Raw genomic sequence first — 22,987 nt, 5'->3', positions numbered from 1 at the left:
CATGACCGTCTTCGCCGTGCACTACACCTACACCGACGACTCCGCCGGCCGCGACGCCCACCGCGCCGATCACCGGGCCTTCCTGCGCTCGCTGGCCGCGGACGGGGTCGTGCTGCTCGCCGGCGCGTACCCGGAGCAGGAGGGCGTCCAGCCCGCCGCGCTGCTGGTGCTCCGCGCCGACTCCGCGGACGACGCCCGCATCGCCCTCGCGGAGGACCCCTTCCAGAAGGAGGGCCTCGTGGCCACCGTGGACGTCCGGCCGTGGGCGCCGCCGATGGGCGCCTGGGTCGAGGGCGACGACGCCCCGCTCGCCGGCCGCTTCTGAGGCCCGGTCCCGGGGCGTCGGTCCCGGGGCTCAGCTCCGCTCGGGGCGGTCCTCCAGGTATCGGGCGGAGGTGTGGTCCTCGAAGATCATGTACGTCTGGGTGTCCACCACGCCGGGCAGTGCCTGCAGGTGCTCGAACACCACCCGGCGCAGGTCCGCGATGTTCCGGGCGCGCACCATGATCATCACGTCCATGTTGCCGCCGACCAGGGACACCTGGCTGACCTCCGGGACGGCCAGCAGCTGGGCGCGCAGCTCGCGCCAGTTGTGCTGGCGCAGCTTCAGGGCCACGTGCGCGGAGGCGCCGAAGCCGAGCCGTTCCGGGTCCACCGTGACCGTGAAGCCTGTGATGGCGCCGGCGTCCTGCAGCCGGTTCAGACGGGAGTAGCAGTGCGCGCGGGAGACGTGGACGCGCTCGGCGAGGGCGGCGACGGAGAGCCGCCCGTCCCGGCTGAGCTCGGCGATGATCGCGCGGTCCGTGGCGTCCAGTTCCATGGTGTGCACTCTCTCCTCAGATCCTGCGCAGACGCCGTCTCCCGCAGCGGAGAACGGCGGACATCTGTGCGTGTGCCGTACGCCACTCTAACGGAATGTCCATCCAGGGTCCATGAATCAAGCGAACTGTATGCAAGTCACGCCGCTCCGGTGAACAGATTGGCCCGTTCAGGTCAGAATGAGGCGATTCTGGAAAGGAGTGCCCATGAGCCACAACACCGCGTCTGCGCCGCATGACTCGTTCGGCATCACGCTGGAGGAGTACCTGCTGCCGGCGACCCGTCGCATCCAGCTCGTCGCCGAGGACGGCACCGCGCTGTCCCCCGAGGAGCAGGACGTCGAGCCCGGCCACGAGTACCCGATGCCGTCCGACGAGGCCCTGCTGGAGGCCTACCGTCACCTGGTGATCGGCCGCCGCGTGAACGACCAGGCCTACGCCCTCGTGCGTCAGGGTCGCATGGCCGTCTACCCGTCCTCCCACGGCCAGGAGGCCTCCGAGGTCGCCGCCGCCGTCTGCCTGCGCAAGGACGACTGGCTCTTCCCGACCTACCGCGACACCGTGGCCGTGATGTCCCGCGGCGTCCCCGCCACCGAGGTGATGGTCGCCTACCAGGGCACCTGGCACCAGGGCTACGACCCGCAGGAGTACAAGGTCTCCGTGCAGTCCACCCCGCTGACCACCCAGCTGCTGCACGCCGTGGGCCTGGCCAAGGCCGCCCGCCTGCGCGGTGAGGACGTGACCGTGCTCGCCATGGTCGGCGACGGCGGCACCTCCGAGGGCGACTTCCATGAGGCCCTCAACTTCGCCGCCGTGTTCAAGCTGCCGGTGATCTTCTTCGTGCAGAACAACAAGTACGCGATCTCCGTGCCGCTGGCCCGCCAGTCCGCCGCCCCGTCCCTGGCCCACAAGGCCGTGGGCTACGGCCTCGCCGGCGAGCGCGTGGACGGCAACGACCTGGCCGCCCTGCTGGCCGTGCTCGGCCGTGCCGTGGAGCTGTGCCACAACGGCGGCGGCCCCTTCCTGGTCGAGGCGGACACCTACCGCATGCAGTCCCACACCAACGCGGACGACGCCACCCGCTACCGCGAGGACGCCGAGGTGAAGGAGTGGGAGGCCCGCGATCCGCTGCGTCGGATGTCCGCGTTCCTCACCGACCGCGGCGTGCTGACCGACGAGGTCGCCGAGTCCATCACGGCGGACGCGGAGCAGGTCGCCGCCTCGCTGCGTGATGCGATGAACACCGACGTGGAGCTCGACCCGCTGGAGCTGTTCGACCACGTCTACACCGTGCAGACCCCGCAGCTGGCCGCTCAGCGCGCCCAGCTGGCGGAGGAGCTGTCCCGTTCCGAGACCAAGGAGGCCTGAGCATGGCGAACCTGACCTTCGCGGCCGCGCTGAACGCGGCCCTGGCCGATGAGATGGCCGCGGACGACTTGGTGGTCGTCTTCGGTGAGGACGTGGGCACCCTCGGCGGCGTCTTCCGCATCACCGACGGCCTCACCCAGCGCTTCGGCGACGACCGCTGCTTCGACACCCCGCTGGCCGAGTCCGGCATCGCGGGCATGGCCGTGGGCATGGCCCTCGGCGGCGCCCGCCCGGTGATCGAGATGCAGTTCGACGCGTTCGCGTATCCGGCCTTCGAGCAGATCGCCTCGCACGTGGCCAAGATGCGCAACCGCACCAAGGGCGCCACGCCCATGCCGATCACCATCCGCATCCCCTACGGCGGCGGCATCGGCGGCGTGGAGCACCACTGCGACTCCTCCGAGTCCTACTACGCCCACACCCCGGGGCTGAAGGTCTACACCCCGGCCACCGTGGCCGACGCCTACCTGATGCTGCGCTGGGCGGTCCGCTCGGACGACCCGGTCGTCTTCATGGAGCCGAAGAAGCTCTACTGGTCCAAGGCCGACCTGGACCTGGACGAGCTGCGCGCCGAGTTCGAGGCCCGCTGGGCCGAGGCCGAGAAGGCCGAGACCGACGCCGAGGGCTGGGCGCGCGCCGCCGTGGCCCGCACCGGCACCGACGTCACCCTGGTGTCCTACGGCCCGTCCGTGCCCACCTGTGTGGCCGCTGCCAAGGCCGCCGAGGAGGAGGGCTGCTCGGTGGAGGTCGTGGACCTGCGCACCATCAACCCGCTGGACGAGGCGACCATCGTGAGGTCGGTGACCAAGACCGGCCGCGCCGTCGTCGTGGCCGAGCCGCAGGGCTTCGCCTCCGTGGCCTCCGAGCTGGTGGCCCGGATCCAGAAGGAGTGCTTCCACTCACTGGCCGCCCCGGTGCTGCGCGTGACCGGCTGGGACATCCCGTACCCGGCGCCGAAGCTCGAGGAGCACCACCTGCCGAACGTCGACCGCATCCTCGATGCCATCGACGACCTGAACTGGGACCTGGACTCTGAGGAGGCCGACGCATGAGCAAGACCTTCAACCTGCCCGACCTGGGCGAGGGCCTGACCGAGGCGGACCTGGTCCGCTGGCTCGTGGCCGAGGGCGACGAGGTCGCTGTGGACCAGCCGATCGCCGAGGTGGAGACCGCCAAGGCGCTCGTGGAGGTGCCGTGCCCGTTCGAGGGCACCGTCCTCACCCTGCACGGCTCCGAGGGCGAGACCATGGAGGTCGGCCTGCCGCTGATCACCGTCGGCGAGGCCGGGGAGACCGACGGCGGCGCCGATGCCGGCCCCGCCGCGGACGAGCGGCCCGGCGCGCTGTCCTACCGCGAGGAGGAGCGCGCGGGCGTCATGGAACCCGGCACGGGCCAGCCCGCCCCGGACAAGGCCCGGGGCGGCGACGGCGACGTCGCCGGCTCGGACGAGGAGGCCTCCGGCAACGTCCTGATCGGCTACGGCACCTCCGGCCACGGCACCAAGGGCCGCACCCGCCCGTCCAAGCGCAAGCGCGGCCGGGGCAGGGCGACGGTCCCCGCCTCGTCCTCGCCGGCCGCATCCGGCTCGGGGCAGGCCCCGCGCGTGGTGTCGCCGATCGTGCGCAAGCTCGCCCGGGACAACGGTGTGGACGTCGCGACCCTCACCGGCACCGGCCCCGAGGGGCTGATCACTCGCGCCGATGTGATGGGTGCGATCTCCGGCGGCGCCTCCACCCCGGCCCAGGCCGCTCCGGCGGCATCCTCCGCCCCGGCCGCCTCCGGCGCCGTGGGCGAGCAGGACTCGCGCTCGGGCCTGCGCATCCGTGAGCGCACCCCCATCACCGGCGTGCGCAAGGCGATCGCGGACCAGATGGCCCGGTCCCGCCGCGAGGTCCCCGAGGTCACCGCGTGGATGGACGTGGACGTCACCGGCCTGCTGGAGCTCCGTCAGGCGCTCAAGGCGAAGGATCCGGAGAACGCCCCGTCGCTGCTCGGCCTGATCGCCCGCTTCACCGTCGCCGGCCTGCGCAAGTACCCGGTGATGAACGCCCGCATCGAGACCGGTGCGGACGGCAGGGAGGAGATCGTCGAGTTCGAGGGCGTCAACCTCGGCCTCGCCGTGCAGACCGACCGCGGCCTGATGGTCCCGTCCATCGAGCACGCCGAACGTCTCTGTGCCGCGGAGCTGAACGCCGCGATCGCCGAGACCGTGGGCCGGGCCCGCGAGGGCAAGGCCTCCCCGGCCGAGCTGACCCGCGGCACCTTCACCCTGAACAACTACGGTCCGCTGGGCACCGACGGCGCGACTCCGATCCTCAACATCCCCGAGGTGGGCATGCTGGGCATCGGCCGCATCATCGACCGCCCGTGGGTCGTGGACGGGCAGATCCAGGTCCGCAAGGTCACCGAGATGACCGTGACCTTCGACCACCGCGTCACCGACGGCGCCACGGCCTCCGCGTTCCTCACGTTCGTGGCCGGCTGCCTGAACGATCCGACCGCGGCCCTGGCCGAGATCTGATCGGACCCCGCCTGCGGGGGCGGGGCACCCTTCCAGGGCGGGCGGGCCCGGGAGGCGACCTTCACCGGTCGCCTCCCGGGCCCGTCGTCGTACCTGCGCAGTGGGACGAGGACGGCGAGGGCCGTCGCCGGAGGGCGGTGCCGTCGTCGGGAGGGGACGAGGAGGGGCTCAGAAGGCGCGCGCGTACGGGCGCGGACGCCGGCGGGTGCGGCGGCGCTGCCAGCGGCGCTCATGGCGCAGCGACGTGACCAGCGCGGCCCAGGCGAGCGGGGCCGGGGTCACGCAGATGACCACGCCGGCGGTGAGGGCGATCGGGCCGGGGGAGGGGCTGGGGTCCGCCGTGGACACGGCCATGCCCAGCAGCACGGCCGAGGCGGCCACGCCCAGGATGCCGGCGGCCCACAGGACCACCTCGCAGGTGGTGGGGGAGGCCGTCTGGCCGCGGTCGATCCCGTCCTCGCGCTGGACGAACGGGGCGGCGAGGAAGGCCCAGCCTGCGGCCACCGCGATGGCCGCGACCATGTCCGACGGGCGGTGCCAGGCCTCCAGGAACGCCGCGGAGGAGATCACCCCGGTCAGCACGGCGCCGACGAGCGCGGCGAGCGGACGCCAGCGCACGGGGGCGGTCAGCAGGAGGACCGCGGCGGCGGTGGCGGCCAGGGTCGTGTGCCCGGACGGCAGAGAGTTGCCCACCACATAGGGGACGCCGTTGTCGAAGTAGGGGCGTTCCAGGCCGTGCTTGAGGACCTGGGTGGTGACGTTCGCGCCGACCGCCGCGGCCACCACGGCCACGGCGGACTGCCAGCGGCGGCGGGACAGCTGCACCGCGACGCCCAGCGCCGCGCAGCCCAGGGCCACGTACGGGGCGTACGTGAGGGCGGTGGTGGCCGGGGACGGACCGAACGCGTCGCCGGGCGCCGGCTCCACGGCCTGGAACGCGCGGTACTCGAGGACCTGGCCGGTGCTCGATCTCACGAACGTCTGGAACACGGCGACCACCGCGAGGGCACACAGCAGCGCTCCGAGCAGCCACAGCCACCAGCGGGTGGGGCGGGGGCCGGCCGGAGCCGGGTGCGCGGACTCGAACGGGTCGGGGTGCATGTCTCCATCATGGCGGTCCCGCCTGGGAAACCCTGTGACGGAACACGCCACCTTCCCTTCACGGAATGCTCACCGGCCCGTCCCCTCACCTGGGGGCAGGGTTCGCCGGGGCGTGTGAGCCTGACGGCATGCAGCCCGCAGCCTCCGCCCCCGCCCCGTCCTCCGCCGCCCTCGCCGCCGCACGGGACGCCCTGGCCGTGCACGGGCCGGTCTTCCGCCAGGAGCCGATCGAGTGGGGCTCCGAAGAGCCGCTGGCCCCGGCGCTGGCCGCCTACTACCGCCAGGTGGGGCCGGGCTGGGTGGAGGTGGACACCCTGGGGCTTCCCTTCCTGTTCTTCCCGCTCGAGCGCCTCTGGGACGAGCAGGCCGGCTTCCGCTGGTCCCGCCGCACGGGGGCCCGCCTGGTCGACTGGAACGACGACTGGACCGTGGTCGCGCTCCAGGGCGGCGACCCGTTCATCCACGAGGCCTCCACCGGTGCGGTCCTCATGGCCGGCGAGGAGGGCTGGGAGGACCGCCTGGACGAGCCGGAGCCCGTGTTCCGGGACCTGGCCGAGATGACCCTGGCCCTGTGCGCGGTGGGGCGTGTGTGGGCCGGTGCCGACGACCCGTTCACCGAGGACTGGCGGCTGACCGAGGAGGTGCTCGGTCAGGTGGTCGGCGCGCTCGAGGGCGTGCTGGGCTCGCACGGGCGCGCGGTGGCCGTGGCCCGGAGGCTCGGGTACCTCGCCGCGCGCTGACGGCCCCGGCGGTGTCCCGACGACGGCTGTCCGCCGTCCGCGTCCGGCCCGCCCGGGCCTGTGGCCGGGGGCGTTCCTAGACTGGGGAGCATGAGCGCCGACACCGTCCTGCCCCCGCTGCCCGGTGCCCCTGCGGGGCCGTCCCTGCCGAGCGTGGAGGAGCTGCTCGAGCATGCCGTGGCCGTGTCCCTGCCGATGACCGTGAGGTTCCGCGGGACCACCCGGCGGGAGGCGCTGCTGCTGCGCGGACCGGCCGGCTGGGCCGAGTTCTCGCCCTTCCCGGAGTACGGGGACGAGGAGTCCTCGCGCTGGCTGGCCGCTGCGGTCGAGGCAGGCTGGCAGGGCTGGCCGGAGCCGGTGCGGGACGCCGTGCCCGTGAACGCGACTGTCCCGGCGGTGGCCGCCGAGGACGTGGAACGCGTCCTGGCGAAGTACGGGGACGGCATCACCGCGGTGAAGGTGAAGGTCGCCGAGCACGGACCGGACGGGCGGCTCGTGGCCGGCTCTCGGGAGGAGGACCTGGCCCGCGTGCGTCGAGTCCGGGAGCTGCTGCCGCAGGCCGCCCTGCGCGTGGACGCCAACATGGGCTGGACGCACGAGCAGGCGGTGGACGTGCTCACCGAGCTCGAGGACGTGGGGCTGGAGTACGCCGAGCAGCCGGTGCCCGGGATCGAGCCGTTGGCCGCCGTGCGCCGAGAGCTGCGCGAGCGCGGAGTGCCCACCCGGATCGCCGCGGACGAGGCCGTGCGCAAGGAGGCCGACCCGCTCGCGGTGGCGCAGGCCGATGCGGCCGACCTGATCGTGGTGAAGGTGCAGCCGCTGGGCGGGGTGCGCCGGGCCGCGGCGATCGTGGAGGCCGCCGGCCTGGACGCCGTGGTCTCCAGCGCGTTGGACACCTCCGTCGGGTTGGCCGGGTCGGCGGCGCTCGCCGCGCACCTGCCCCGACTGCCCTTCGCCTGCGGGCTGGGCACCGGCGCCCTGTTCTCCCGGGACGTCTGCGACCCGGCCTGGACCCCGTCCGGCGGCATGCTGCCCGTCCCCGGCGTGAGCGCGCCCGAGCCGGACCCCGCCCTGCTCGAGGCCGTTCGCGCCGACGCGGCGAGCCACGACCGGTGGGCCCGCCGCGTCCACGGCGCGCACGCCGTGCTCGCCGCGCAGCACTGAGGCCGGGCCGAGCGGATCGGCCGTCCGGCCCCGACATCGCCGAGAAGTGCGAGGGACCGGCCCGCTCACTCCGGGATTACAGCATGTCATCGTGACGAAAAGTGGCGGTTCGCACACGTTCACCTGCCGGTCGTCCAGGCGTCAGCCCACCGTGACGTGGGCCGCGCACAGTGGCGGTGGGCGTCGCGCACGGGTACGGCAGCGGCCGCCGTCGTGAAGCCCCGACACTCCTCGCGGTCCGGACACGGGCCGTCCCCATGCACCGAAGGGAACGTCATGCTCAAGCGCCTCCTGCCGATGGCCGGCCACACCCGGGGCAACCGCTCCGCCGTCACCTGCGAGCTCAAGTGCGCCAACGCCTGCGCCAAGCCAGTCCCGAACCGCTCGGAGAACGAGACCTTCCGCGACGTCGCGGAGAGGGCCATCTCGCGCCGCATGGCCCTGGGCGGAGGCCTGGCCGCCGCCGTGGTCGTGGGTGCCTCCGTCGCCCGCCCCGAATCCGCCCAGGCGCTCGCCGTGGCCCCGGCCAACGGCTCCACCGGCGCCGGAACCCTGCCGTTCACCGCCATCAACCCGGTCTCCCGTGTGGTGGACCAGATGACGGTCCCGGCCGGCTACGACCACGGGGTCATCCTCCGCTGGGGCGACCCGCTCTTCGCCGACTCCCCGGAGTTCCAGATCGAGGCCCAGACCGCCGCCGCCCAGGCGAAGCAGTTCGGGTACAACTGCGACTTCCTCGCAGTCCAGGCCGACGACGAGACCGGCCTGACCGGCCTGCTGGTGTCCAACCACGAGTACACCAACGAGAACATCATGTTCTCCCCGGAGTTCATCGAGGCCAACCCGCAGGAGGTCGCCGACATCGGCCTGGCCGCCCACGGCCTCTCCGTGGTCGAGCTGCGCCGCGACTCCGTGGGCAGCAAGTGGGAGTACGTCCGCGGCGGCGCCCGCAACCGCCGCATCACCGGCATGACGGAGTTCACCGTGGACGGCCCGGCGGCCGGCCACGAGCTGCTCAAGACCGCGGAGGACCCCACCGGCACCAAGGTGCTCGGCACCCTCGGCAACTGCGCCGGCGGGTTCACCCCGTGGGGCACCGTGCTCTCCGGTGAGGAGAACTTCGACGGCTACTTCAACGGCCCGGTGACCAACAACGAGGCCCAGGAGCGCATCGGCTACGCCGACGAGCCGACCGCCCGCGGCTGGGAGAAGTTCCACCCGCGCTTCGACCTGCGCAACGAGGGCTACGTCAACGAGGGCAACCGCTTCGGCTGGATCGTGGAGATCGACCCCGAGGACCCGACCTCCACGCCGGTGAAGCACACCATGCTCGGCCGCTTCAAGCACGAGGCCGGCACCGCCGTCGTCGCGGACAACGGCAAGGTGGTCGTCTACTCCGGTGACGACCAGCGCCATGACTACCTGTACAAGTTCGTCTCCGCCGGCACCTACGTGGAGGGCGACAAGAAGCACAACATGGGCCTGCTCTCCGCCGGCACCCTGTACGTGGCGAAGTTCACCGGGGACTCCCCGGCAGCGCAGATCGACGGCAAGGGCACCCTCCCCTCGGACGGTCGCTTCGACGGCTGTGGCGAGTGGATCGCGCTGACCTCGGACACCGAGTCCTTCGTCCCCGGCTTCACCGTGGCCGAGGTGCTCATCAACACCCGCCTGGCCGCGGACAAGGTCGGTGCGACCAAGATGGACCGTCCGGAGGACGTGGAGACCAACCCGGTGAACGGCCGCGTCTACATGGCGCTGACCAACAACAAGGACCGCACCGAGGTGGACGAGGTCAACCCGGTGGTCGGCAACCGCGACGGCCACGTGGTGGAGATGAAGGAGGCCGGCGGAGACCACACCGCCACCTCCTTCGTGTGGAACATCCTGCTGCTGGCAGGCGACCCGCGCATGTCCTCCTCCGTGTACTTCCAGGGCTACCCGAAGGAGAAGGTCTCGCCGATCTCCTGCCCGGACAACCTCGCGTTCGACTCGCGCGGCAACCTGTGGATCTCCACCGACGGCGCCCCCGGCACCATCGGCTACGGCGACGCCCTCCACAAGGTCGTCCTGCAGGGCCCGGACCGTGGCCGCGTGGCCCAGTTCCTGTCCGTGCCGCGCGACGCCGAGACCTGCGGCCCGGTCATCCACGACCTGGACAACTCGGTGTTCGTCAATGTGCAGCACCCGGGCGAGGACGGCGAGTGGGGCGCCCACACGTCCCTGTGGCCCGACCACCTTCCGGCTAACGGGCCGATCCAGGTGGGGGACAAGGTCCGTGCTCCGCGCCCGTCCGTGGTGCAGGTGTGGCTGACCGAGGACCAGACCGCCTGGGAGCACCGTTCCGGCATGCACAAGAACGGCGCCTGGAACGACGACCGCCAGTTCACCGCCGACGACGCGGACTGCTGACGCCGCCGACCGCTGAGCGCTGACGACGCGGACCGCACGCCCTCGTCGCCGGCGCCTTCCGAGGCCCGGACACACAGGTGTCCGGGCCTCGGCCGTGCCCGTGTGGAGCCCGTTGCGTGCCGGTCTCGCCCCGCACTGCCCGGTCCCTCCGTCGGGGCGGACCGGCCTAGACTGGTGGGCACCATGACTTCAGCCGACTCCCTGGCCGTGGCGCGCACGGTGGTCCACTCCCTGATCGACGGCGGCATGCGGGAGGTCGTGATCTGCCCCGGTTCCCGCTCGGCCCCGCTCGTGTACGCGCTGGCCGCCTGCGAGCGCGCGGGCGAGGTCCGCCTGCACGTGCGCGTCGACGAGCGCTCCGCCGGCTTCCTCGCCCACGGCCTGTCCCTGGGCTCAGGCCGCCCGGTCGGCGTGGTGACCACGTCCGGCTCGGCCGTCGGCAACCTGCTGCCGGCCCTGATGGAGTCCTTCCACGCCGGCACGCGCGTGGTCGCGCTGACGGCGGACCGTCCCGCCGAGATGGTCGGCACCGGCGCCAATCAGACCACCGAGCAGCCGGGGGTCTTCCCGCACCACGTCCGCTTCGCCGCGTCCCTGCACTCCTCGCCGGAGGACGGGCACGACGGCGGCGCGCACCTGTCACGCGTCGCCTCCAGCGTGCGTTCGGCCCTCCTGGCCGCCGACGGCTTCCTCGCCTCGGAGGACGGCGGCTCCGTGACCGTCCAGGACGCCCCGGCCGGGCCGGTGCACCTGAACCTGCACTTCGCCGAGCCGCTGGTCCCGGATGACGCGGAGGCCGCCCGCATCGGGGCCCTCACCCCGGCAGGCACCGAGCACGTCCTGCCGGAGACCGGCCGCGGCGAGGTGCTGGACGCGCACCCGTCGACCGGCACGCTGCCGGACCTCTCCGGCTGCCTGGCCGCCGCGCAGAAGGCCGCGCCCGTGCAGGTGTGGCGTCCCGCCGGCACGGACCTGTCCGGCTTCCCGGAGCTGCAGGTCGCCGGCCGTGCCGAGCGCCGGACCGTGGTGCTCGCCGGGCACGACGCCGGCCCCGTGGCCGCCGCCTTCGCCATGGCCCTCGGCCTGCCGCTGCTGGCCGAGCCCAGCTCCAACGCCCGCTTCAGCGTGAACGCGATCGCGGCCTACCCGCTGCTGCTCGGCCCTGCCGCGGGAGCGGGCGCCGCCGACGGCCCTGCCGGGCACCCGCTGGCCGAGCGCATCGACCGGGTGGTCCTCTTCGGCCGCCCCACCCTCACCCGTCCCGTGGCAGCCCTGCTGCGCCGCGCGGACGTGGACACCGCCCTCTACGTCCCGGAACCGGCCCCGTGGTTCGAGGCCGGTCGCCGCCGGGAGGAGCTCTTCTCCTGTCTGGAGGATCTGGCGGACTTCGCCGGCCAGGGCGAGGCCGGCTGGCTCCACGCCTGGCAGGCCGCCTCCATGCGCGCACAGTCCGCCGTGGAGGACGTGCTGCTCGGCGTGCAGCCCCGCTTCGGGATGTCCCCGCAGCAGACCGCCCAGACCTGTGCCTCCGTGGTGCACGGTCCGCTCGTGCTCGGATCCTCGTCCGTGATCCGGGACGTGGACCTCACGTGGCGCCCGCCGGCCACCCCGTACAACGAGGTCTACGCCAACCGCGGCCTGGCCGGCATCGACGGCACCGTCTCCACCGCCGCGGGCGTCGCTCTGGCCAGCCAGCGCCGCACCGTGGCCCTGCTCGGCGACCTCACCGCCCTGCACGACGCCGGCGGCCTGCTCGCCGGCACCGACGAGGACGAGCCCGACCTGGACCTCGTGGTGGTCAACGACGCCGGCGGAGCGATCTTCGCCGGCCTCGAGCACGGCCAGGTCGCCCAGGTCCCCGGCATGGGCGGGATCGTCGAGCGCCTGTTCGGCACCCCGCACTCCGTGGACTTCGCCGCCCTCGCCGCCGCCTACGGCGTGCAGCACGTGCCCGTCGCCACCACCGCCGAGCTCGTCCACGCCCTGTCCGACCACACCGGCGGACGCCGCCTGATCGAGGTCCGCTGCGACCGCGCCGACCGCCCCGGCGTGGCCGCCGCGCTCGCCGAGGCCGTCCGCGCCACCTTCGCCGACGACGGCGCCCGCACCACCGTCACGGAGGTCACCGCATGAACCCCCGGCCCCATGACGGGCACACCGTGCCCGACCCGTCCACCGAGCCCGGCGAGGTGCCCGAGGCGGTGTGTGCCGACGTCGTGATCGCCGGAGGCGGGCCCGCCGGCGCCACCGCCGCCTGGCACCTGGCGCGGGCGGGCGTGCACGTGGTGGTGCTGGAGAAGACCGCGCACCCACGGGAGAAGGTGTGCGGAGACGGCCTCACCCCGCAGGCCGTGAAGGAGCTGCAGCTGCTGGGCGTGCCCCACTGCGGCGAGGCCGGGGACGACGGCGGCTGGCAGCGCATCCGCGGCCTGCGCCTGCGCGCCGGGGACAGGGGCGTGGATGTGCCGTGGCCGACCACCGAGAGCTGGCCGGACTACGCGCTGACCCGCACCCGCCAGGACTTCGACCGCCTGCTCGTGGAGCACGCCCGCACCGCCGGGGCCGAGGTGCGTGAGCGCCACGCCGTGCGCTCGGTGCTGCGGGACGAGGCGGGGCGTGTGGTCGGGCTGGCCGCCGAGCAGCTGGACGAGCGCGGCCGCAGGACCGGCCGCCGCGTGCACGTGCAGGCCCCGATCACCCTCGCCTGCGACGGCAACTCCACCCGCGCCGCCGTGTCCGCCGGCATCCACCGCCGTGAGGACCGCCCCATGGGTGTGGCCGTGCGCGCCTACTACACCGCCGGTGCCCCCGGACCGGACGGCGCCGTTCCGGTCCTGGCCGGCGACCGCGCCGAGTGGATGGAGTCCTGGCTGCGCCTGCCGGACGCGGACGGCAACCCGCTGCCGGGCTACGGCTGGCTGTTCCCCCTGGCCGACGGCACCGTGAACGTCGGACTCGGCATCCTGGACACCTCCCCGCAGTTCGGGAAGCTGGACTACCGGCAGCTGCTGAAGGACTGGACCGGGGCCCTCGAGGCCGACTGGGGCATCGGCGAGGACACCCGGCACTCCCGGATCCTCGGCGCCGCCCTGCCCATGGCGTTCAACCGCACCCCGCAGCACGTGCCCGGCATGCTCCTGGTGGGCGACGCCGCAGGCATGGTCTCCCCGTTCAACGGCGAGGGCATCGGCTTCGCCATGGAGGCCGCCCGCCACGCCGCGGACCTGGCCGTGCAGGCCCTGGCCGCCGGCACCGCGCGCGGCGCGGACGCCGTGCTGCAGCGCTACCCGGTGCTCACCCAGCACCTCTGGGGCCGCCACTTCCAGCTCGGCCGCCAGTTCGCGCAGCTCATCGGCAACCCTGCCGTGATGCGCGCCGGCCTGGCCCTGGGCATGTCCACGCCGCCGCTGTTCCGCATCGTCGTGCGCATGATGGGCAACCTCGTGGACCCACGCGGCGGGGACGCCGTGGACCGTCTGGTGCGGCTGCTCGAGTCCGCCACGCCCGCGCTGACCACGGCCGACGCGCTGCCGGTGGGGGACCGGGCCGCCGGGTTGGGTAGGCTTGCACGGTGACCACCTCCACTGACGGCTTCACCCTGCCCGCCGGCTTCGAATCGCTGGCCGGGCATGGTCGCGTGCTCGACACCGTCACCGACGCCCTCGACGCGGTGGAGACGCAGCTGCACGAGGCCCTGACGAGCGACGACGTCTTCGCGGAGACCTCCTCCCGCCACCTGCTCACCGCCGGCGGCAAGCGCATCCGCCCCGTGCTCACCGTGATGGCCTCGCTCATCGCGGACCCGGAGCTCGGCTCCGGGGAAGTCGCCCCGGTCAACCCCGCGGTCCGTCAGGCCGCCGTGGTGATGGAGCTGACCCACCTGGCCACCCTGTACCACGACGACGTCATGGACGAGGCCCCCGTGCGCCGCGGCGTGGAGACCGCCCACCGCCTGTGGGGCAACTCCGCCGCGATCCTGGCCGGCGACCTCGTGTTCGCCCGCGCCTCCCAGCTGATGTCCGAGCTCGGTCCGCGTGCCGTCCGTGTGCAGTCCGACACCTTCGAGCGGCTCGTCCTGGGCCAGCTGTGGGAGACCCGCGGCGTGCAGGACGGCGAGGACCACCTCGAGCACTACCTCCAGGTCATCGGCGGCAAGACCGGCTCGCTGATCGCCGCCTCCGGCATGCTCGGCGCGCTGCTGGGCGGCGCGAACGAGGAGACCGTGCAGATCCTCGCCGCCTACGGCGAGGAGGTAGGCCTGGCGTTCCAGCTGGCCGACGACCTGATCGACCTGACCTCCACCGAGGAGCAGCTCGGCAAGGCGCCAGGCACCGACCTGCGGGAGGGCGTGCCGACCCTGACCACCATCCTGCTGCGCGGCGCGGCCGTGGGCGCCGGCGCCGAGGCGCAGTCCGCCCGGAAGGCCCTCGAGCTTGTGGACGGCCCGCTGGACTCGGATGAGCAGCTCGCCGCCGCCGTCGCCGCCGTGACCGCCCACCCGGTGATGGAGCGTGCCTGGGAGATGACCCGCGCGCACGCCGCGAGGGCAAAGCAGATCCTGGCGCCGCTGCCGGACTCCGCGGTGAAGGACGCCCTCGCAGGCTTCGCCGACTACGTGGTCGACCGCTCCTCCTGAGGCGGTTCTCCGCGTGGATCCAGCCGGGCCCACCGGCGTCGCCTACTGGTGAAGACACACCCTCAAGGGCACGCTTCTGGACGACTTTGACGGTGTGTCCTCACCAGTTGTTGCGGGCTCGCGCTCGAAGCGGGACGGCCGCCTCAGAGCCGGGTCGGCCCCACGTCCAGGGCGGCGGCCAGCTCCTTCGCCTTCACGGCGCGGACGGCCGGATCCACGGCGTGCCGCAGCTGGCGGTAGAGCATGTCCCCGGAGTACCGGGGGAACACGTGCAGGTGGTAGTGCCAGACGTGCTGGTTGCCGGCCTTCTCGTTGTGCTGGCGGGTGGAGGTGCCCTCCGAGTTCCACGCCCGCTTGATCGCCAAGGCGACCTGACGGGCCATCAGCGCGGTACGCTGCAGCACCCGGTCCGGCATCTCGTAGAGGTTCTCATAGTGCTGGGCCGGGATGATCATCGCGTGGCCCTCGTGGTCGCCGAAGCCGTCGCAGGCGATGAGCACCACGAGGTCCTCGTCCTGGTAGACGACGTCCTCGAGCTCGCAGCGGTTGCCCGGGTCCGAGCAGTCGCCGGCCACCAGGCCGCAGAACGGGCAGACGTAGCCCTCCGGGGCCTGAGAGGGGATGCCGGAGCCGCGCGGCGCCTCGGGGGAGCGGGCGGGGGCGGCCTCCGGAGCGGAGCCGGCGGCGGAGCCCGGGGTCTGGGAGGGCATCAGCGGTCCTCCTCCTCGTCCTCGAAGGTCCAGGCGAGCAGGTCGGTGACGAACTCGGAGAACGTCCCGCCCTCGTCGGTCCACTCGCCGTCCTCGTCATCGGCGCCGGAGGAGCGGCGCCAGACGATCGGGTCCGGCAGCGGCAGGTTGTCCACGGGCAGGCCCCAGACGACGGTCTCCTCGGCGTCCTCGAGGAACATCAGGAAGCCGTCGCGGACCTCGAGGTCGTCCGGGTCCCAGAAGAAGTGCGCGGTCTCCAGCAGGTCGCCGCAGTTGCCGAGGGCGAGGTAGAACTCGCGCAGGGCGGCCGGCAGGACCAGGTCCTCTCCGAGCTGCTCGGCGGCCGGGGACTCGTCCAGGCGGCGGTCGACCTCGGCGCCGGTCAGGCCGTCGTCGTGCGCCCAGTCCTCGCCGAGCAGGGCCGGGACGAGCTTCTGGAAGCCGGACAGGTACACGGGTGCGGGAGGCTTGGGAGGCATGCGGCCAGTCTAGGCCCGGCGCGTCAGCCGCCGCTGTGCCCGGGCGGCGGCCAGATGGTCCGCCGTGAACACGATCAGCGCCAGCCAGATCAGGCCGAATCCGATCCAGCGGCCGGCGGGCATGTGCTCTCCGAACACCGTGACCGCGAGGAGGAACTGTCCGATCGGCGCGATGTACTGCAGGATGCCCAGCACGGACAGCGGCACGGTCCGGGCCGCGGTGGCGAACATGATCAGCGGCACCGCGGTGACCACGCCGGAGGCCGCCATGATCCAGAAGTGCGCCGCCCCGTGCAGGCCGGTGGTCAGCGTGCCCGTCGCGGCCAGCCCGATCGTGCCGCCCACGAACACCGGCAGCAGCACCACGGTCTCGGCCGTCATGGACGCCACCGGGTGCACGGGGGCGCCCGCGCGCTTCTTGGCCAGCCCGTAGAGGCCGAAGGAGAACGCCAGGCCCAGCCCGATCCAGGGCACCTGCCCGGCGTCCACGGTGATGACCAGCACCGCCACCGCGGCGATCGCCACCGCCGCCCACTGGGCGCGGCGCATGCGCTCGCCCAGCAGCAGCACGCCCAGGGCCACGTTGACCAGCGGGTTGATGAAGTACCCCAGGGAGGCCTGCAGCACATGCCCGGAGGTCACCGATCCGGCGTACAGCAGCCAGTTCACCGCCACGGCCACCGCGGCCAGCACCACACCGACGACCCGGCGGCGCGTCCCCAGGGCGGCCCGCAGGTCCCCGAAGCGCCGCAGCACGGCCAGCAGGAGCAGGCAGAACAGCAGGGAGAAGCCGATCCGCATGATGACGATCTCCATGGCGGAGGCCGGCGCCGTGGCCGCCATGTACAGCGGCAGCACGCCCCAGATCGCATAGGCGCCGGCGCCGACGGCCAGACCGGAGGCCTCGGCCGAGGACGAGGTGCCGTCCGCGCTGCCGGGGGGCGGTGCTGAGGACGAGGATCGGGTGGTCACCGGGCCACTGTAGACCCGCCCTGCCACGGGCGGGCGGTGGGCGCGTCACGTCGGGGAGCGGCCGTCGTCGTGGTGCCCCGGGGCGGCGCGGATGGTGACCGGCCTCACCGCGGAAAGCGGCGGTGCGCCGGTAGGATGGACGGTCGGTCCGCCCTGGGCGCAGAGCTCCGCCCGGCTCCCGCGGACCGCCGCCGAACACCTCCACCGGAAGGACACCCACGCCGTGACCACGCGTCCCGACCGCCCGCTGCGCATCGCCATCGTCGGAGCAGGCCCCGCCGGCGTCTACACGGCCGACATCCTCACCAAGGAAGAGCGCGACTTCCAGGTCTCGATCGACCTGTTCGACCGCTACCCGGCCCCGTTCGGCCTGATCCGCTACGGCGTGGCCCCGGACCACCCGCGCATCAAGGGCATCGTCAACGCCCTGCACAAGGTGATGGACCGCGGTGACATCCGCTACCTCGGCAACGTGGACTACGGCACGGACCTGTCCCTTGAGGACCTGCGCCGCCACTACGACGCGATCGTGTTCGCCACCGGCGCCGTCAAGGACGCCGCCCTCGACGTGCCGGGCGTGGAGCTGGAAGGCTCCTTCGGCGGCGCGGACTTCGCCTCCTGGTACGACGGCCACCCGGACGTGCCGCGCGAGTGGACGCTGGACGCCAAGGAGATCGCGGTCATCGGCAACGGCAACGTGGCCCTGGACGTGGCCCGCATCCTGTCCAAGCACGCGGACGACCTGCTCACCACCGAGATCCCGGACAACGTGTACCAGGCGCTCAAGGCCTCCCCGGTCACGGACGTGCACGTGTTCGGCCGGCGAGGACCGGCGCAGGTGAAGTTCACGCCGCTGGAGCTGCGGGAGCTCGCCCACTCCCGGGACGTGGACATCGTGCTCTACGAGGACGACTTCGACTTCGATGCCGGCTCGGAGGCCGCGATCGAGTCCAACAACCAGACCCGCACCATGGTCGGCACGCTGACGAACTGGCTGATGGAGCAGGAGGACCGCACCTCCTCCGCCTCGCGCCGCCTGCACCTGCACTTCCTGCAGGCCCCGGAGGAGTTCCTAGACGCCGACGGCGACGGTCGCGTGGACGGCCTGCGCATGCGGCGCATGGAGCTGGACGGTGAGGGAGGCATCCGCCCCACGCAGGAGACGGTGGACTACCCGGTGCAGGCCGTGTACCGCGCGGTGGGCTACTTCGGCTCCCCGCTGGACGGCGTGGAGTTCGACGACGTCCGCGGCGTCATCCCGAACGCCGAGGGCCGCGTGCTCGGCGCCGACGGCGCTCCGGTCCCGGGCCTGTATGCCTCCGGCTGGATCAAGCGCGGCCCGGTCGGCCTGATCGGACACACCAAGGGCTGTGCCCTGGAGACCATCACCCACCTCATCGAGGACGTGGACTCCCTGTACACCGCGCAGGATCCGTCCGAGGACTCGATCATCACGTTGCTCGAGGACCGCGGTGTGGAGTACACCACCTGGGCCGGCTGGCACGCGCTCGATGACCACGAGAAGGCCCTCGGCCGCGAGGCCACCGAGGCCGGTCCGGTGGAGCGCGAGCGGGTGAAGGTCGTGGACCGTGCCGAGCAGATCCGCATCATGCGCGAGGCCGTCCAGGGCTGAGCCTGACAGAGACCGACGTGCCACGGGCCGTCGTCGTTCGCCTCCGGGGGCACGACGACGGCCCGTCGCCTTGGCGGATTCAAGCGGTCCTCGCAACACCCTGAGTTTCAGGAGGTTGCGAGGACCGTGTCGTCTGACCAGCTCAAGGAAGCATTCTTCAAAGCCCTGCCGAAGCACCGCGGCTCGATCAGGCATGCCGCCCGCGCGGTCGGGGCGAATGAGAACACCGCCTACCGGTGGGCTCGCAAGGCAGGGGTGAAGGGCATGGGCTCGCCCGGGCCCGGCCCGGATCCTCGCAAACCGGTCTTCGCCCGGTTGCGTGCTGAAGGTGCCAGCATCAAACAGGCAGCCGCGCAGGTCGGGGTCCATCCACGCACCGGCTATGACTGGGACAAGGGCGTGCGCAAGATCGGGAACTCACGGCTCTACCCGGATGGCACCCACGTGCGGTACACCACTGACATGCGCATCAGTCGTGCTGACGTGGCAGTGCTGAGCACACTGCATCCCAGGTTCCTGAGCATCGCCGAACGCGAGCAGATCGCGGACCTTCTCCGGCAGGGGGCCTCCCTGCGTCAGATCGGCTGGGTACTGGGCCGGGCCGCCTCGACGATCAAACGCGAGATCGATGCCCGTTCCACGAACGGGACCTATCAGCCCTACACCGCCCATCGCCAATGGGCTGCCTCTCGAGCACGCCCGAAACCGGCGAAGCTGGCCATGGACTGCCCGCTGCGCCGTGAAGTGATCGGGTTGCTGCAGCGCAGATACTCCCCACGACAGATCCGGCAGACATTGCTCAAGCGGTTCCCGGATGATCCGCTAATGCATGTGAGCCACGAGACGATCTATCAGGCCCTGTACTTCCAGGCCCGCGGGAACCTGCGCGCGGAGGTCAAGAACGCTCTGCGCACCGGCCGGGCCCGCCGCAGGCCCCAGCGCCGGGACGAGGCGGGGCAGCGGCGGTTCGTCGATGAGATGGTCATGATCTCCGAGCGCCCGGCCGAGATCGAGGACCGGGCCGTGCCCGGGCACTGGGAAGGAGACCTGATCCTCGGGGCCGGAAACAAGTCCGCGATCCTGACCCTGGTCGAGCGCCACACCCGGTACGTGATGCTCGGGCACCTGCCGGCCGGTCATGACGCCGTGCAGGTCAGAGACGAGCTGGTCCGACTGATCCAGACCCTGCCGGAACATCTGCGCGGTTCGCTCACCTGGGACCAGGGCGCTGAGATGGCCCGGCACAAGCAGGTCACGATCGCCACGGACATGCCGGTGTACTTCTGCGACCCGCACTCGCCCTGGCAGCGTGGATCGAACGAGAACACCAACGGGCTGCTGCGTCAGTACTTCCCGAAGGGCACGGACCTGTCAGTGCACTCCCGAGAAGACCTCGAGTTCGTCGCTCAAGAACTCAACGACAGGCCACGCATGACGCTCGACTGGGATACCCCAGCCGAGCGCCTGCGTGGTCTACTGATCCCACCCACACCCGAGGGTGTTGCGAGGACCGCTTGAATCCGCCCTTTCCGGGCGCCGCGCCTCAGTCGGCGGCGGCCACGACGCCGCGGCCGCGGCGGGTGCCGCGCAGCGCGTAGAGCGCCGCGCCGAGGACGGCCAGGGCACAGCCGACGAGGAGGCGTTGTCCCTGGAGATCGGGGTTGAACAGCACGTCGACGTGCCAGGGGAGCGGCCCGAAGCCCAGGGCCGCCACGACGGCCGCCGGCAGCAGGGTGCCGGCGAGCGGGCCGAGCAGGACGTCGCCGAGCAGGCAGAGCCCCCACAGCAGCGGCAGACAGGACAGCCACGCGGCGCCGGCGGACAGGTGCGCCGGGAGCAGTGGTGCCCCGAGGACGGCGCCGAGACCTTGGGCCGCCAGCGGCAGCAGAACCCACCCACAGCGCATCCGGCGCACCGGACGGGCGGCCACGTCCGTGGCCCACGCGAGGCGGTCCACCAGGAGCACCGGCAGCAGCCCCACGGCCAGGGCCAGGGCGAGCAGGCCGAGGTGCGCGGGGTTCAGGGTCGGGTCCACGGTGACGTCCGCCGGTGGGGTGTGCGGCAGCGGCCAGCGGGCGAGCAGGGCAGCGAGGGCGGGGCCGAGGACGAGCGCGGCCAGCAGGCCCGGGCGGGCGCCGTGTGCGGCGAGCCAGCCGCGGGCCGGCAGCGGCAGCGGGAGGGAGGCGCGGCTCATCGGGACGCCTGCGGCAGCTCGTCCAGGGTCAGCGTGCAGCCCTGCACGGCCGGCAGGTGCTCCCGCCACCAGGCGTCCCGCTCGCCCTCGGACAGGGCCGCGAACGCCTCAGCCCGCGCGGCGACCTCGGCGCCGCCCTCCAGCTGGTCGACCGGCGGTGCGAAGGAGTCGCGGAACTCGGCCGGGCGATGCCCCCGCAGCACCCCGTGGGCGTAGTAGAGCACCGTGCGGGCCGTGACCCGCTCCGAAGCCAGCCGCTCCAGGACCTCCGGGGAGCCGCCGGCGAGTTCCTCCTCCGTGGGCAGGCAGGGCCGCTCGAACACGGCGCGGGCGAGCTCGCGGTCCACGGCCGCCGCGGTGCCGGCGCCGCCCGTGGGCCCGCCGTCCTGGGGAAGCGGCACCAGCAGAGACCGCCCCTCCGCGGCCTCCTCCGGAGACGTCGTCACGTGCTCCGGACGAAGGGCTGCCGGCAGGGCGGCGGCGGACTCGCGCACCTGCCGGGCGTGCGTCGCCAGTGCACCGGACTCCGGCAGTCCGCCGCAGACCGTCAGCACCTCGCCCTCCGCGGAGGCGTCCCGCGCACAGACCCGGGCCTGTGAGGTCGCGGTGTACAGCGGTCCGGTCTCTCCGCGCTCGAGCCGTTCGGGGGTGACCGGGGCCGCCGCAGGGGCCGCGGTGATCACCAGGGCGAGGGCCGCGCCGGAGGCGAGTGCCGTCGTCGGGAGGCTGCCGACGGCGATGCCGACGAGGGCCGCCGCCACGAGCACGGCGAGCAGCAGGCGGAGGCCGGAGGCCAGCGGAGACGGGGCCACGTCATGCCAGGCGGACTGGCCGTCCAGGCTGAGCAGGCGTGCGGCGTGCGCCCAGGACGTCCCGCTCGGCCGGGTGGCGGCCACGAACGTGGCGTAGGCGAGCACGCCGGCGACGGCCGGGGCCAGCCGTGCCGGGACCCAGCGCCCCACGGCGGCGCCCACCAGGCACAGCGCGGTCAGCCACGCCCAGGCGGAGACGAGCCGGGCGGCGACCGCGAGGAGGTCCATCCCGTCCGCCCACAGGCCGACCGTGGCCGCCGAGATCCCCACAGCGGAGGACAGGGAGAGCAGCAAGACGGCGGCGGACCACACGGCGGACCGGGAGACGGCGAAGCGCAGGCGGGCCAAGGGTGTCCGGGCGCTGAGCAGCGGGGCGTCGCGGTGCCGCGGCGCGTGCAGGGGAGAGACGAGCCAGGCCAGCAGGGCGGCGCCGGCGCAGCCGCCCACGGTGACCGCGAGGTCGGCGGTGATGACCAGCGTGCTGGTGAGCCAGCCGCCGGAGGCGTGGCGGTCGTTCCAGAAGGTCCAGCAGACCAGGGCCGTGACCGCCAGCGCGGTGGCCAGGCTCGGCACGAGGGCGCGACCGCGCGGGCCGCTCATGCCGGCGCCCCGTCCGTCTGCCCGCAGGCACCGCCGCGCGGCGCGATCAGCCCGGTGACCGCGGCCCGGGCCTGCTCGGCGCTCGCCCCCGAGGCCACGATCTCGTCCAGCAGAGCGTCGGCCACGACGCGCCCGTCCGCGAGGACCAGGATGCGGTCGGCCACGGTGAGGACGTCCTCCACCAGGTGTGTGGAGACCACCACGGTCCTCTCCCGGGAGGCCTGCCGCACCGCGCCCATGATCTCTTCGCGCTGCAGCGGGTCCAGTCCGGCGGTCGGCTCGTCCAGGACCACCACGTCCGGGTCACCGGCCAGTGCGCACGCCAGCCCGAGGCGGCGGCGCTGTCCGCCGGAGAGGCGGTCCGCGGGGCGCCGGGCGAGCTCGGTCAGGTCCGCGGTCTCCAGGGCGGCCACGCGGTGCGCCCGCAGGGTGCGGCGGGGGCGGCCGCGCAGCCAGCAGGCGTACTCCACGGCCTCGGCCACGGTCACTCCGCGTGGGAACTCCACGTCCTGCGGCATCCAGCCCAGCCGCGCGTGGAAGGCGCTACGTGAGGCCGCGGTGGCCAGCACCTTCTCACCGTCGAGCCGGACTGTGCCGGAGGCGGCCGGCAGCAGCCCGAGCAGGGCGCGCAGCAGGGTGGTCTTGCCCGCCCCGTTGTGCCCGATCAGGGCGGTCGTCCCGGTGGGCAGTGCACAGGTCACGCCGCGCAGCACCTCGGTGCCGCCGCGGCGGACCACGAGGTCCTCGGCCGTCAGCATGTCCTCCATGCTACGGAGCCGCATGGCCGGTGGCCTGGCCCTAACGTCGGAATCCGGCCCGTCCGGAGC

Annotated in this window: 20 protein-coding genes; 12 read left to right on the top strand and 8 right to left on the bottom strand. The window is 73.2% G+C overall.

What is annotated here, in order from left to right; genetic code table 11:
* Position 1: 1 nt before the first annotated feature.
* Complete coding sequence (locus MLY01S_RS01335; RefSeq protein WP_067188566.1) at positions 2-325, top strand: YciI family protein; 324 nt, start codon at positions 2-4, stop codon at positions 323-325.
* 30 nt (positions 326-355) lie between these two features.
* On the opposite strand, the gene MLY01S_RS01330 is transcribed toward MLY01S_RS01335, so the two are convergent.
* Complete coding sequence (locus tag MLY01S_RS01330; protein WP_067188594.1) at positions 356-820, bottom strand: Lrp/AsnC family transcriptional regulator; 465 nt, start codon at positions 818-820, stop codon at positions 356-358.
* 205 nt (positions 821-1,025) lie between these two features.
* On the opposite strand from MLY01S_RS01330, the gene MLY01S_RS01325 reads away from it, so the two are divergent.
* From MLY01S_RS01325 to MLY01S_RS01315, 3 genes are read left to right on the top strand one after another with little or no spacing between them, the layout of a single operon-like run.
* On the top strand, positions 1,026-2,186 hold the full coding sequence (locus tag MLY01S_RS01325) for a thiamine pyrophosphate-dependent enzyme (protein ID WP_227718851.1): 1,161 nt from the start codon (positions 1,026-1,028) through the stop codon (positions 2,184-2,186).
* A 2-nt stretch (positions 2,187-2,188) separates the two neighbouring features.
* A complete protein-coding gene (locus MLY01S_RS01320) occupies positions 2,189-3,238 on the top strand; it encodes an alpha-ketoacid dehydrogenase subunit beta (protein ID WP_067188562.1) in 1,050 nt (349 codons plus the stop codon).
* Positions 3,235-4,707 (top strand): dihydrolipoamide acetyltransferase family protein, encoded by a 1,473-nt coding sequence (locus tag MLY01S_RS01315; protein WP_067188561.1) that lies wholly within the window; start codon positions 3,235-3,237, stop codon positions 4,705-4,707. Before MLY01S_RS01320 ends, MLY01S_RS01315 begins: the two co-directional genes overlap by 4 nt.
* 168 nt (positions 4,708-4,875) lie before the next feature.
* Here MLY01S_RS01315 and MLY01S_RS01310 read toward each other — a convergent pair whose 3' ends face one another.
* Positions 4,876-5,808, bottom strand: a complete 933-nt coding sequence (locus MLY01S_RS01310) for a phosphatase PAP2 family protein (RefSeq protein WP_067188560.1) — start codon at positions 5,806-5,808, stop codon at positions 4,876-4,878.
* Positions 5,809-5,936: 128 nt separating this feature from the next.
* Here MLY01S_RS01310 and MLY01S_RS01305 point away from each other — a divergent pair, with 128 nt between their 5' ends.
* The 6 genes from MLY01S_RS01305 to MLY01S_RS01280 all read left to right on the top strand — a co-directional run bounded on the left by MLY01S_RS01305 (position 5,937) and on the right by MLY01S_RS01280 (position 14,760).
* Positions 5,937-6,548: a hypothetical protein gene (locus MLY01S_RS01305; RefSeq protein ID WP_088478629.1), complete on the top strand. Its 612-nt coding sequence runs from the start codon at positions 5,937-5,939 to the stop codon at positions 6,546-6,548.
* Positions 6,549-6,638: 90 nt separating this feature from the next.
* Entirely contained in the window at positions 6,639-7,712 is a 1,074-nt protein-coding gene (locus tag MLY01S_RS01300) for an o-succinylbenzoate synthase (RefSeq protein ID WP_067188557.1), read from the top strand.
* A gap of 276 nt (positions 7,713-7,988) precedes the next feature.
* Positions 7,989-10,124 carry a PhoX family protein gene (locus MLY01S_RS01295; RefSeq protein WP_082739501.1) on the top strand — a complete coding sequence of 712 codons (2,136 nt, stop codon included), beginning with the start codon at positions 7,989-7,991 and terminating at the stop codon, positions 10,122-10,124.
* Positions 10,125-10,307: 183 nt separating this feature from the next.
* Positions 10,308-12,257, top strand: a complete 1,950-nt coding sequence (menD, locus tag MLY01S_RS01290; protein WP_067188592.1) for a 2-succinyl-5-enolpyruvyl-6-hydroxy-3-cyclohexene-1-carboxylic-acid synthase — start codon at positions 10,308-10,310, stop codon at positions 12,255-12,257.
* A complete protein-coding gene (locus tag MLY01S_RS01285; protein ID WP_082739500.1) occupies positions 12,254-13,699 on the top strand; it encodes a geranylgeranyl reductase family protein in 1,446 nt (481 codons plus the stop codon). The genes menD and MLY01S_RS01285 overlap by 4 nt, the downstream gene beginning before the upstream one ends.
* On the top strand, positions 13,696-14,760 hold the full coding sequence (locus MLY01S_RS01280) for a polyprenyl synthetase family protein (RefSeq protein WP_067188555.1): 1,065 nt from the start codon (positions 13,696-13,698) through the stop codon (positions 14,758-14,760). The genes MLY01S_RS01285 and MLY01S_RS01280 overlap by 4 nt, the downstream gene beginning before the upstream one ends.
* A gap of 143 nt (positions 14,761-14,903) precedes the next feature.
* Here MLY01S_RS01280 and MLY01S_RS01275 read toward each other — a convergent pair whose 3' ends face one another.
* The 3 genes from MLY01S_RS01275 to rarD are packed head-to-tail and all read right to left on the bottom strand — an operon-like array spanning position 14,904 to position 16,921.
* Positions 14,904-15,470 (bottom strand): HIT family protein, encoded by a 567-nt coding sequence (locus MLY01S_RS01275; protein WP_082739499.1) that lies wholly within the window; start codon positions 15,468-15,470, stop codon positions 14,904-14,906.
* Positions 15,470-15,949: a hypothetical protein gene (locus MLY01S_RS01270; protein WP_067188553.1), complete on the bottom strand. Its 480-nt coding sequence runs from the start codon at positions 15,947-15,949 to the stop codon at positions 15,470-15,472. The genes MLY01S_RS01275 and MLY01S_RS01270 overlap by 1 nt, the downstream gene beginning before the upstream one ends.
* Positions 15,950-15,958: 9 nt before the next feature.
* Positions 15,959-16,921: an EamA family transporter RarD gene (gene rarD / locus MLY01S_RS01265; protein WP_245232184.1), complete on the bottom strand. Its 963-nt coding sequence runs from the start codon at positions 16,919-16,921 to the stop codon at positions 15,959-15,961.
* A gap of 223 nt (positions 16,922-17,144) precedes the next feature.
* Here rarD and MLY01S_RS01260 point away from each other — a divergent pair, with 223 nt between their 5' ends.
* Both MLY01S_RS01260 and MLY01S_RS01255 read left to right on the top strand, forming a co-directional pair.
* Complete coding sequence (locus MLY01S_RS01260) at positions 17,145-18,554, top strand: FAD-dependent oxidoreductase (protein WP_067188549.1); 1,410 nt, start codon at positions 17,145-17,147, stop codon at positions 18,552-18,554.
* Positions 18,555-18,818: 264 nt separating this feature from the next.
* On the top strand, positions 18,819-20,072 hold the full coding sequence (locus MLY01S_RS01255) for an IS30 family transposase (protein ID WP_425339234.1): 1,254 nt from the start codon (positions 18,819-18,821) through the stop codon (positions 20,070-20,072).
* Positions 20,073-20,097: 25 nt separating this feature from the next.
* Here MLY01S_RS01255 and MLY01S_RS01250 read toward each other — a convergent pair whose 3' ends face one another.
* Genes MLY01S_RS01250 through MLY01S_RS01240 form a run of 3 tightly spaced genes read right to left on the bottom strand, consistent with a single transcriptional unit; the run spans position 20,098 to position 22,918 of the window.
* Complete coding sequence (locus MLY01S_RS01250) at positions 20,098-20,748, bottom strand: hypothetical protein (RefSeq protein WP_067188544.1); 651 nt, start codon at positions 20,746-20,748, stop codon at positions 20,098-20,100.
* Entirely contained in the window at positions 20,745-22,160 is a 1,416-nt protein-coding gene (locus MLY01S_RS01245; protein WP_067188542.1) for a hypothetical protein, read from the bottom strand. Before MLY01S_RS01245 ends, MLY01S_RS01250 begins: the two co-directional genes overlap by 4 nt.
* Positions 22,157-22,918: an ABC transporter ATP-binding protein gene (locus MLY01S_RS01240; RefSeq protein WP_067188540.1), complete on the bottom strand. Its 762-nt coding sequence runs from the start codon at positions 22,916-22,918 to the stop codon at positions 22,157-22,159. Before MLY01S_RS01240 ends, MLY01S_RS01245 begins: the two co-directional genes overlap by 4 nt.
* Positions 22,919-22,987 lie beyond the last annotated feature (69 nt).

Source organism: Micrococcus lylae NBRC 15355, from assembly GCF_001570885.1.
Classification (GTDB): Bacteria; Actinomycetota; Actinomycetes; order Actinomycetales; family Micrococcaceae; genus Micrococcus; species Micrococcus lylae.
This window is presented reverse-complemented; position numbering and strand designations above follow the sequence as displayed.

Bases quoted from the DNA above. Each gene is read 5' to 3' on its own strand.
- MLY01S_RS01335 (WP_067188566.1), top strand. From the start codon at position 2: ATGACCGTCTTCGCCGTGCACTACACCTACACCGACGACTCCGCCGGC.
- MLY01S_RS01330 (WP_067188594.1), bottom strand. From the start codon at position 820: ATGGAACTGGACGCCACGGACCGCGCGATCATCGCCGAGCTCAGCCGG.
- MLY01S_RS01325 (WP_227718851.1), top strand. From the start codon at position 1,026: ATGAGCCACAACACCGCGTCTGCGCCGCATGACTCGTTCGGCATCACG.
- MLY01S_RS01320 (WP_067188562.1), top strand. From the start codon at position 2,189: ATGGCGAACCTGACCTTCGCGGCCGCGCTGAACGCGGCCCTGGCCGAT.
- MLY01S_RS01315 (WP_067188561.1), top strand. From the start codon at position 3,235: ATGAGCAAGACCTTCAACCTGCCCGACCTGGGCGAGGGCCTGACCGAG.
- MLY01S_RS01310 (WP_067188560.1), bottom strand. From the start codon at position 5,808: ATGCACCCCGACCCGTTCGAGTCCGCGCACCCGGCTCCGGCCGGCCCC.
- MLY01S_RS01305 (WP_088478629.1), top strand. From the start codon at position 5,937: ATGCAGCCCGCAGCCTCCGCCCCCGCCCCGTCCTCCGCCGCCCTCGCC.
- MLY01S_RS01300 (WP_067188557.1), top strand. From the start codon at position 6,639: ATGAGCGCCGACACCGTCCTGCCCCCGCTGCCCGGTGCCCCTGCGGGG.
- MLY01S_RS01295 (WP_082739501.1), top strand. From the start codon at position 7,989: ATGCTCAAGCGCCTCCTGCCGATGGCCGGCCACACCCGGGGCAACCGC.
- menD (WP_067188592.1), top strand. From the start codon at position 10,308: ATGACTTCAGCCGACTCCCTGGCCGTGGCGCGCACGGTGGTCCACTCC.
- MLY01S_RS01285 (WP_082739500.1), top strand. From the start codon at position 12,254: ATGAACCCCCGGCCCCATGACGGGCACACCGTGCCCGACCCGTCCACC.
- MLY01S_RS01275 (WP_082739499.1), bottom strand. From the start codon at position 15,470: ATGCCCTCCCAGACCCCGGGCTCCGCCGCCGGCTCCGCTCCGGAGGCC.
- MLY01S_RS01270 (WP_067188553.1), bottom strand. From the start codon at position 15,949: ATGCCTCCCAAGCCTCCCGCACCCGTGTACCTGTCCGGCTTCCAGAAG.
- MLY01S_RS01255 (WP_425339234.1), top strand. From the start codon at position 18,819: ATGGGCTCGCCCGGGCCCGGCCCGGATCCTCGCAAACCGGTCTTCGCC.
- MLY01S_RS01250 (WP_067188544.1), bottom strand. From the start codon at position 20,748: ATGAGCCGCGCCTCCCTCCCGCTGCCGCTGCCGGCCCGCGGCTGGCTC.
- MLY01S_RS01245 (WP_067188542.1), bottom strand. From the start codon at position 22,160: ATGAGCGGCCCGCGCGGTCGCGCCCTCGTGCCGAGCCTGGCCACCGCG.
- MLY01S_RS01240 (WP_067188540.1), bottom strand. From the start codon at position 22,918: ATGCTGACGGCCGAGGACCTCGTGGTCCGCCGCGGCGGCACCGAGGTG.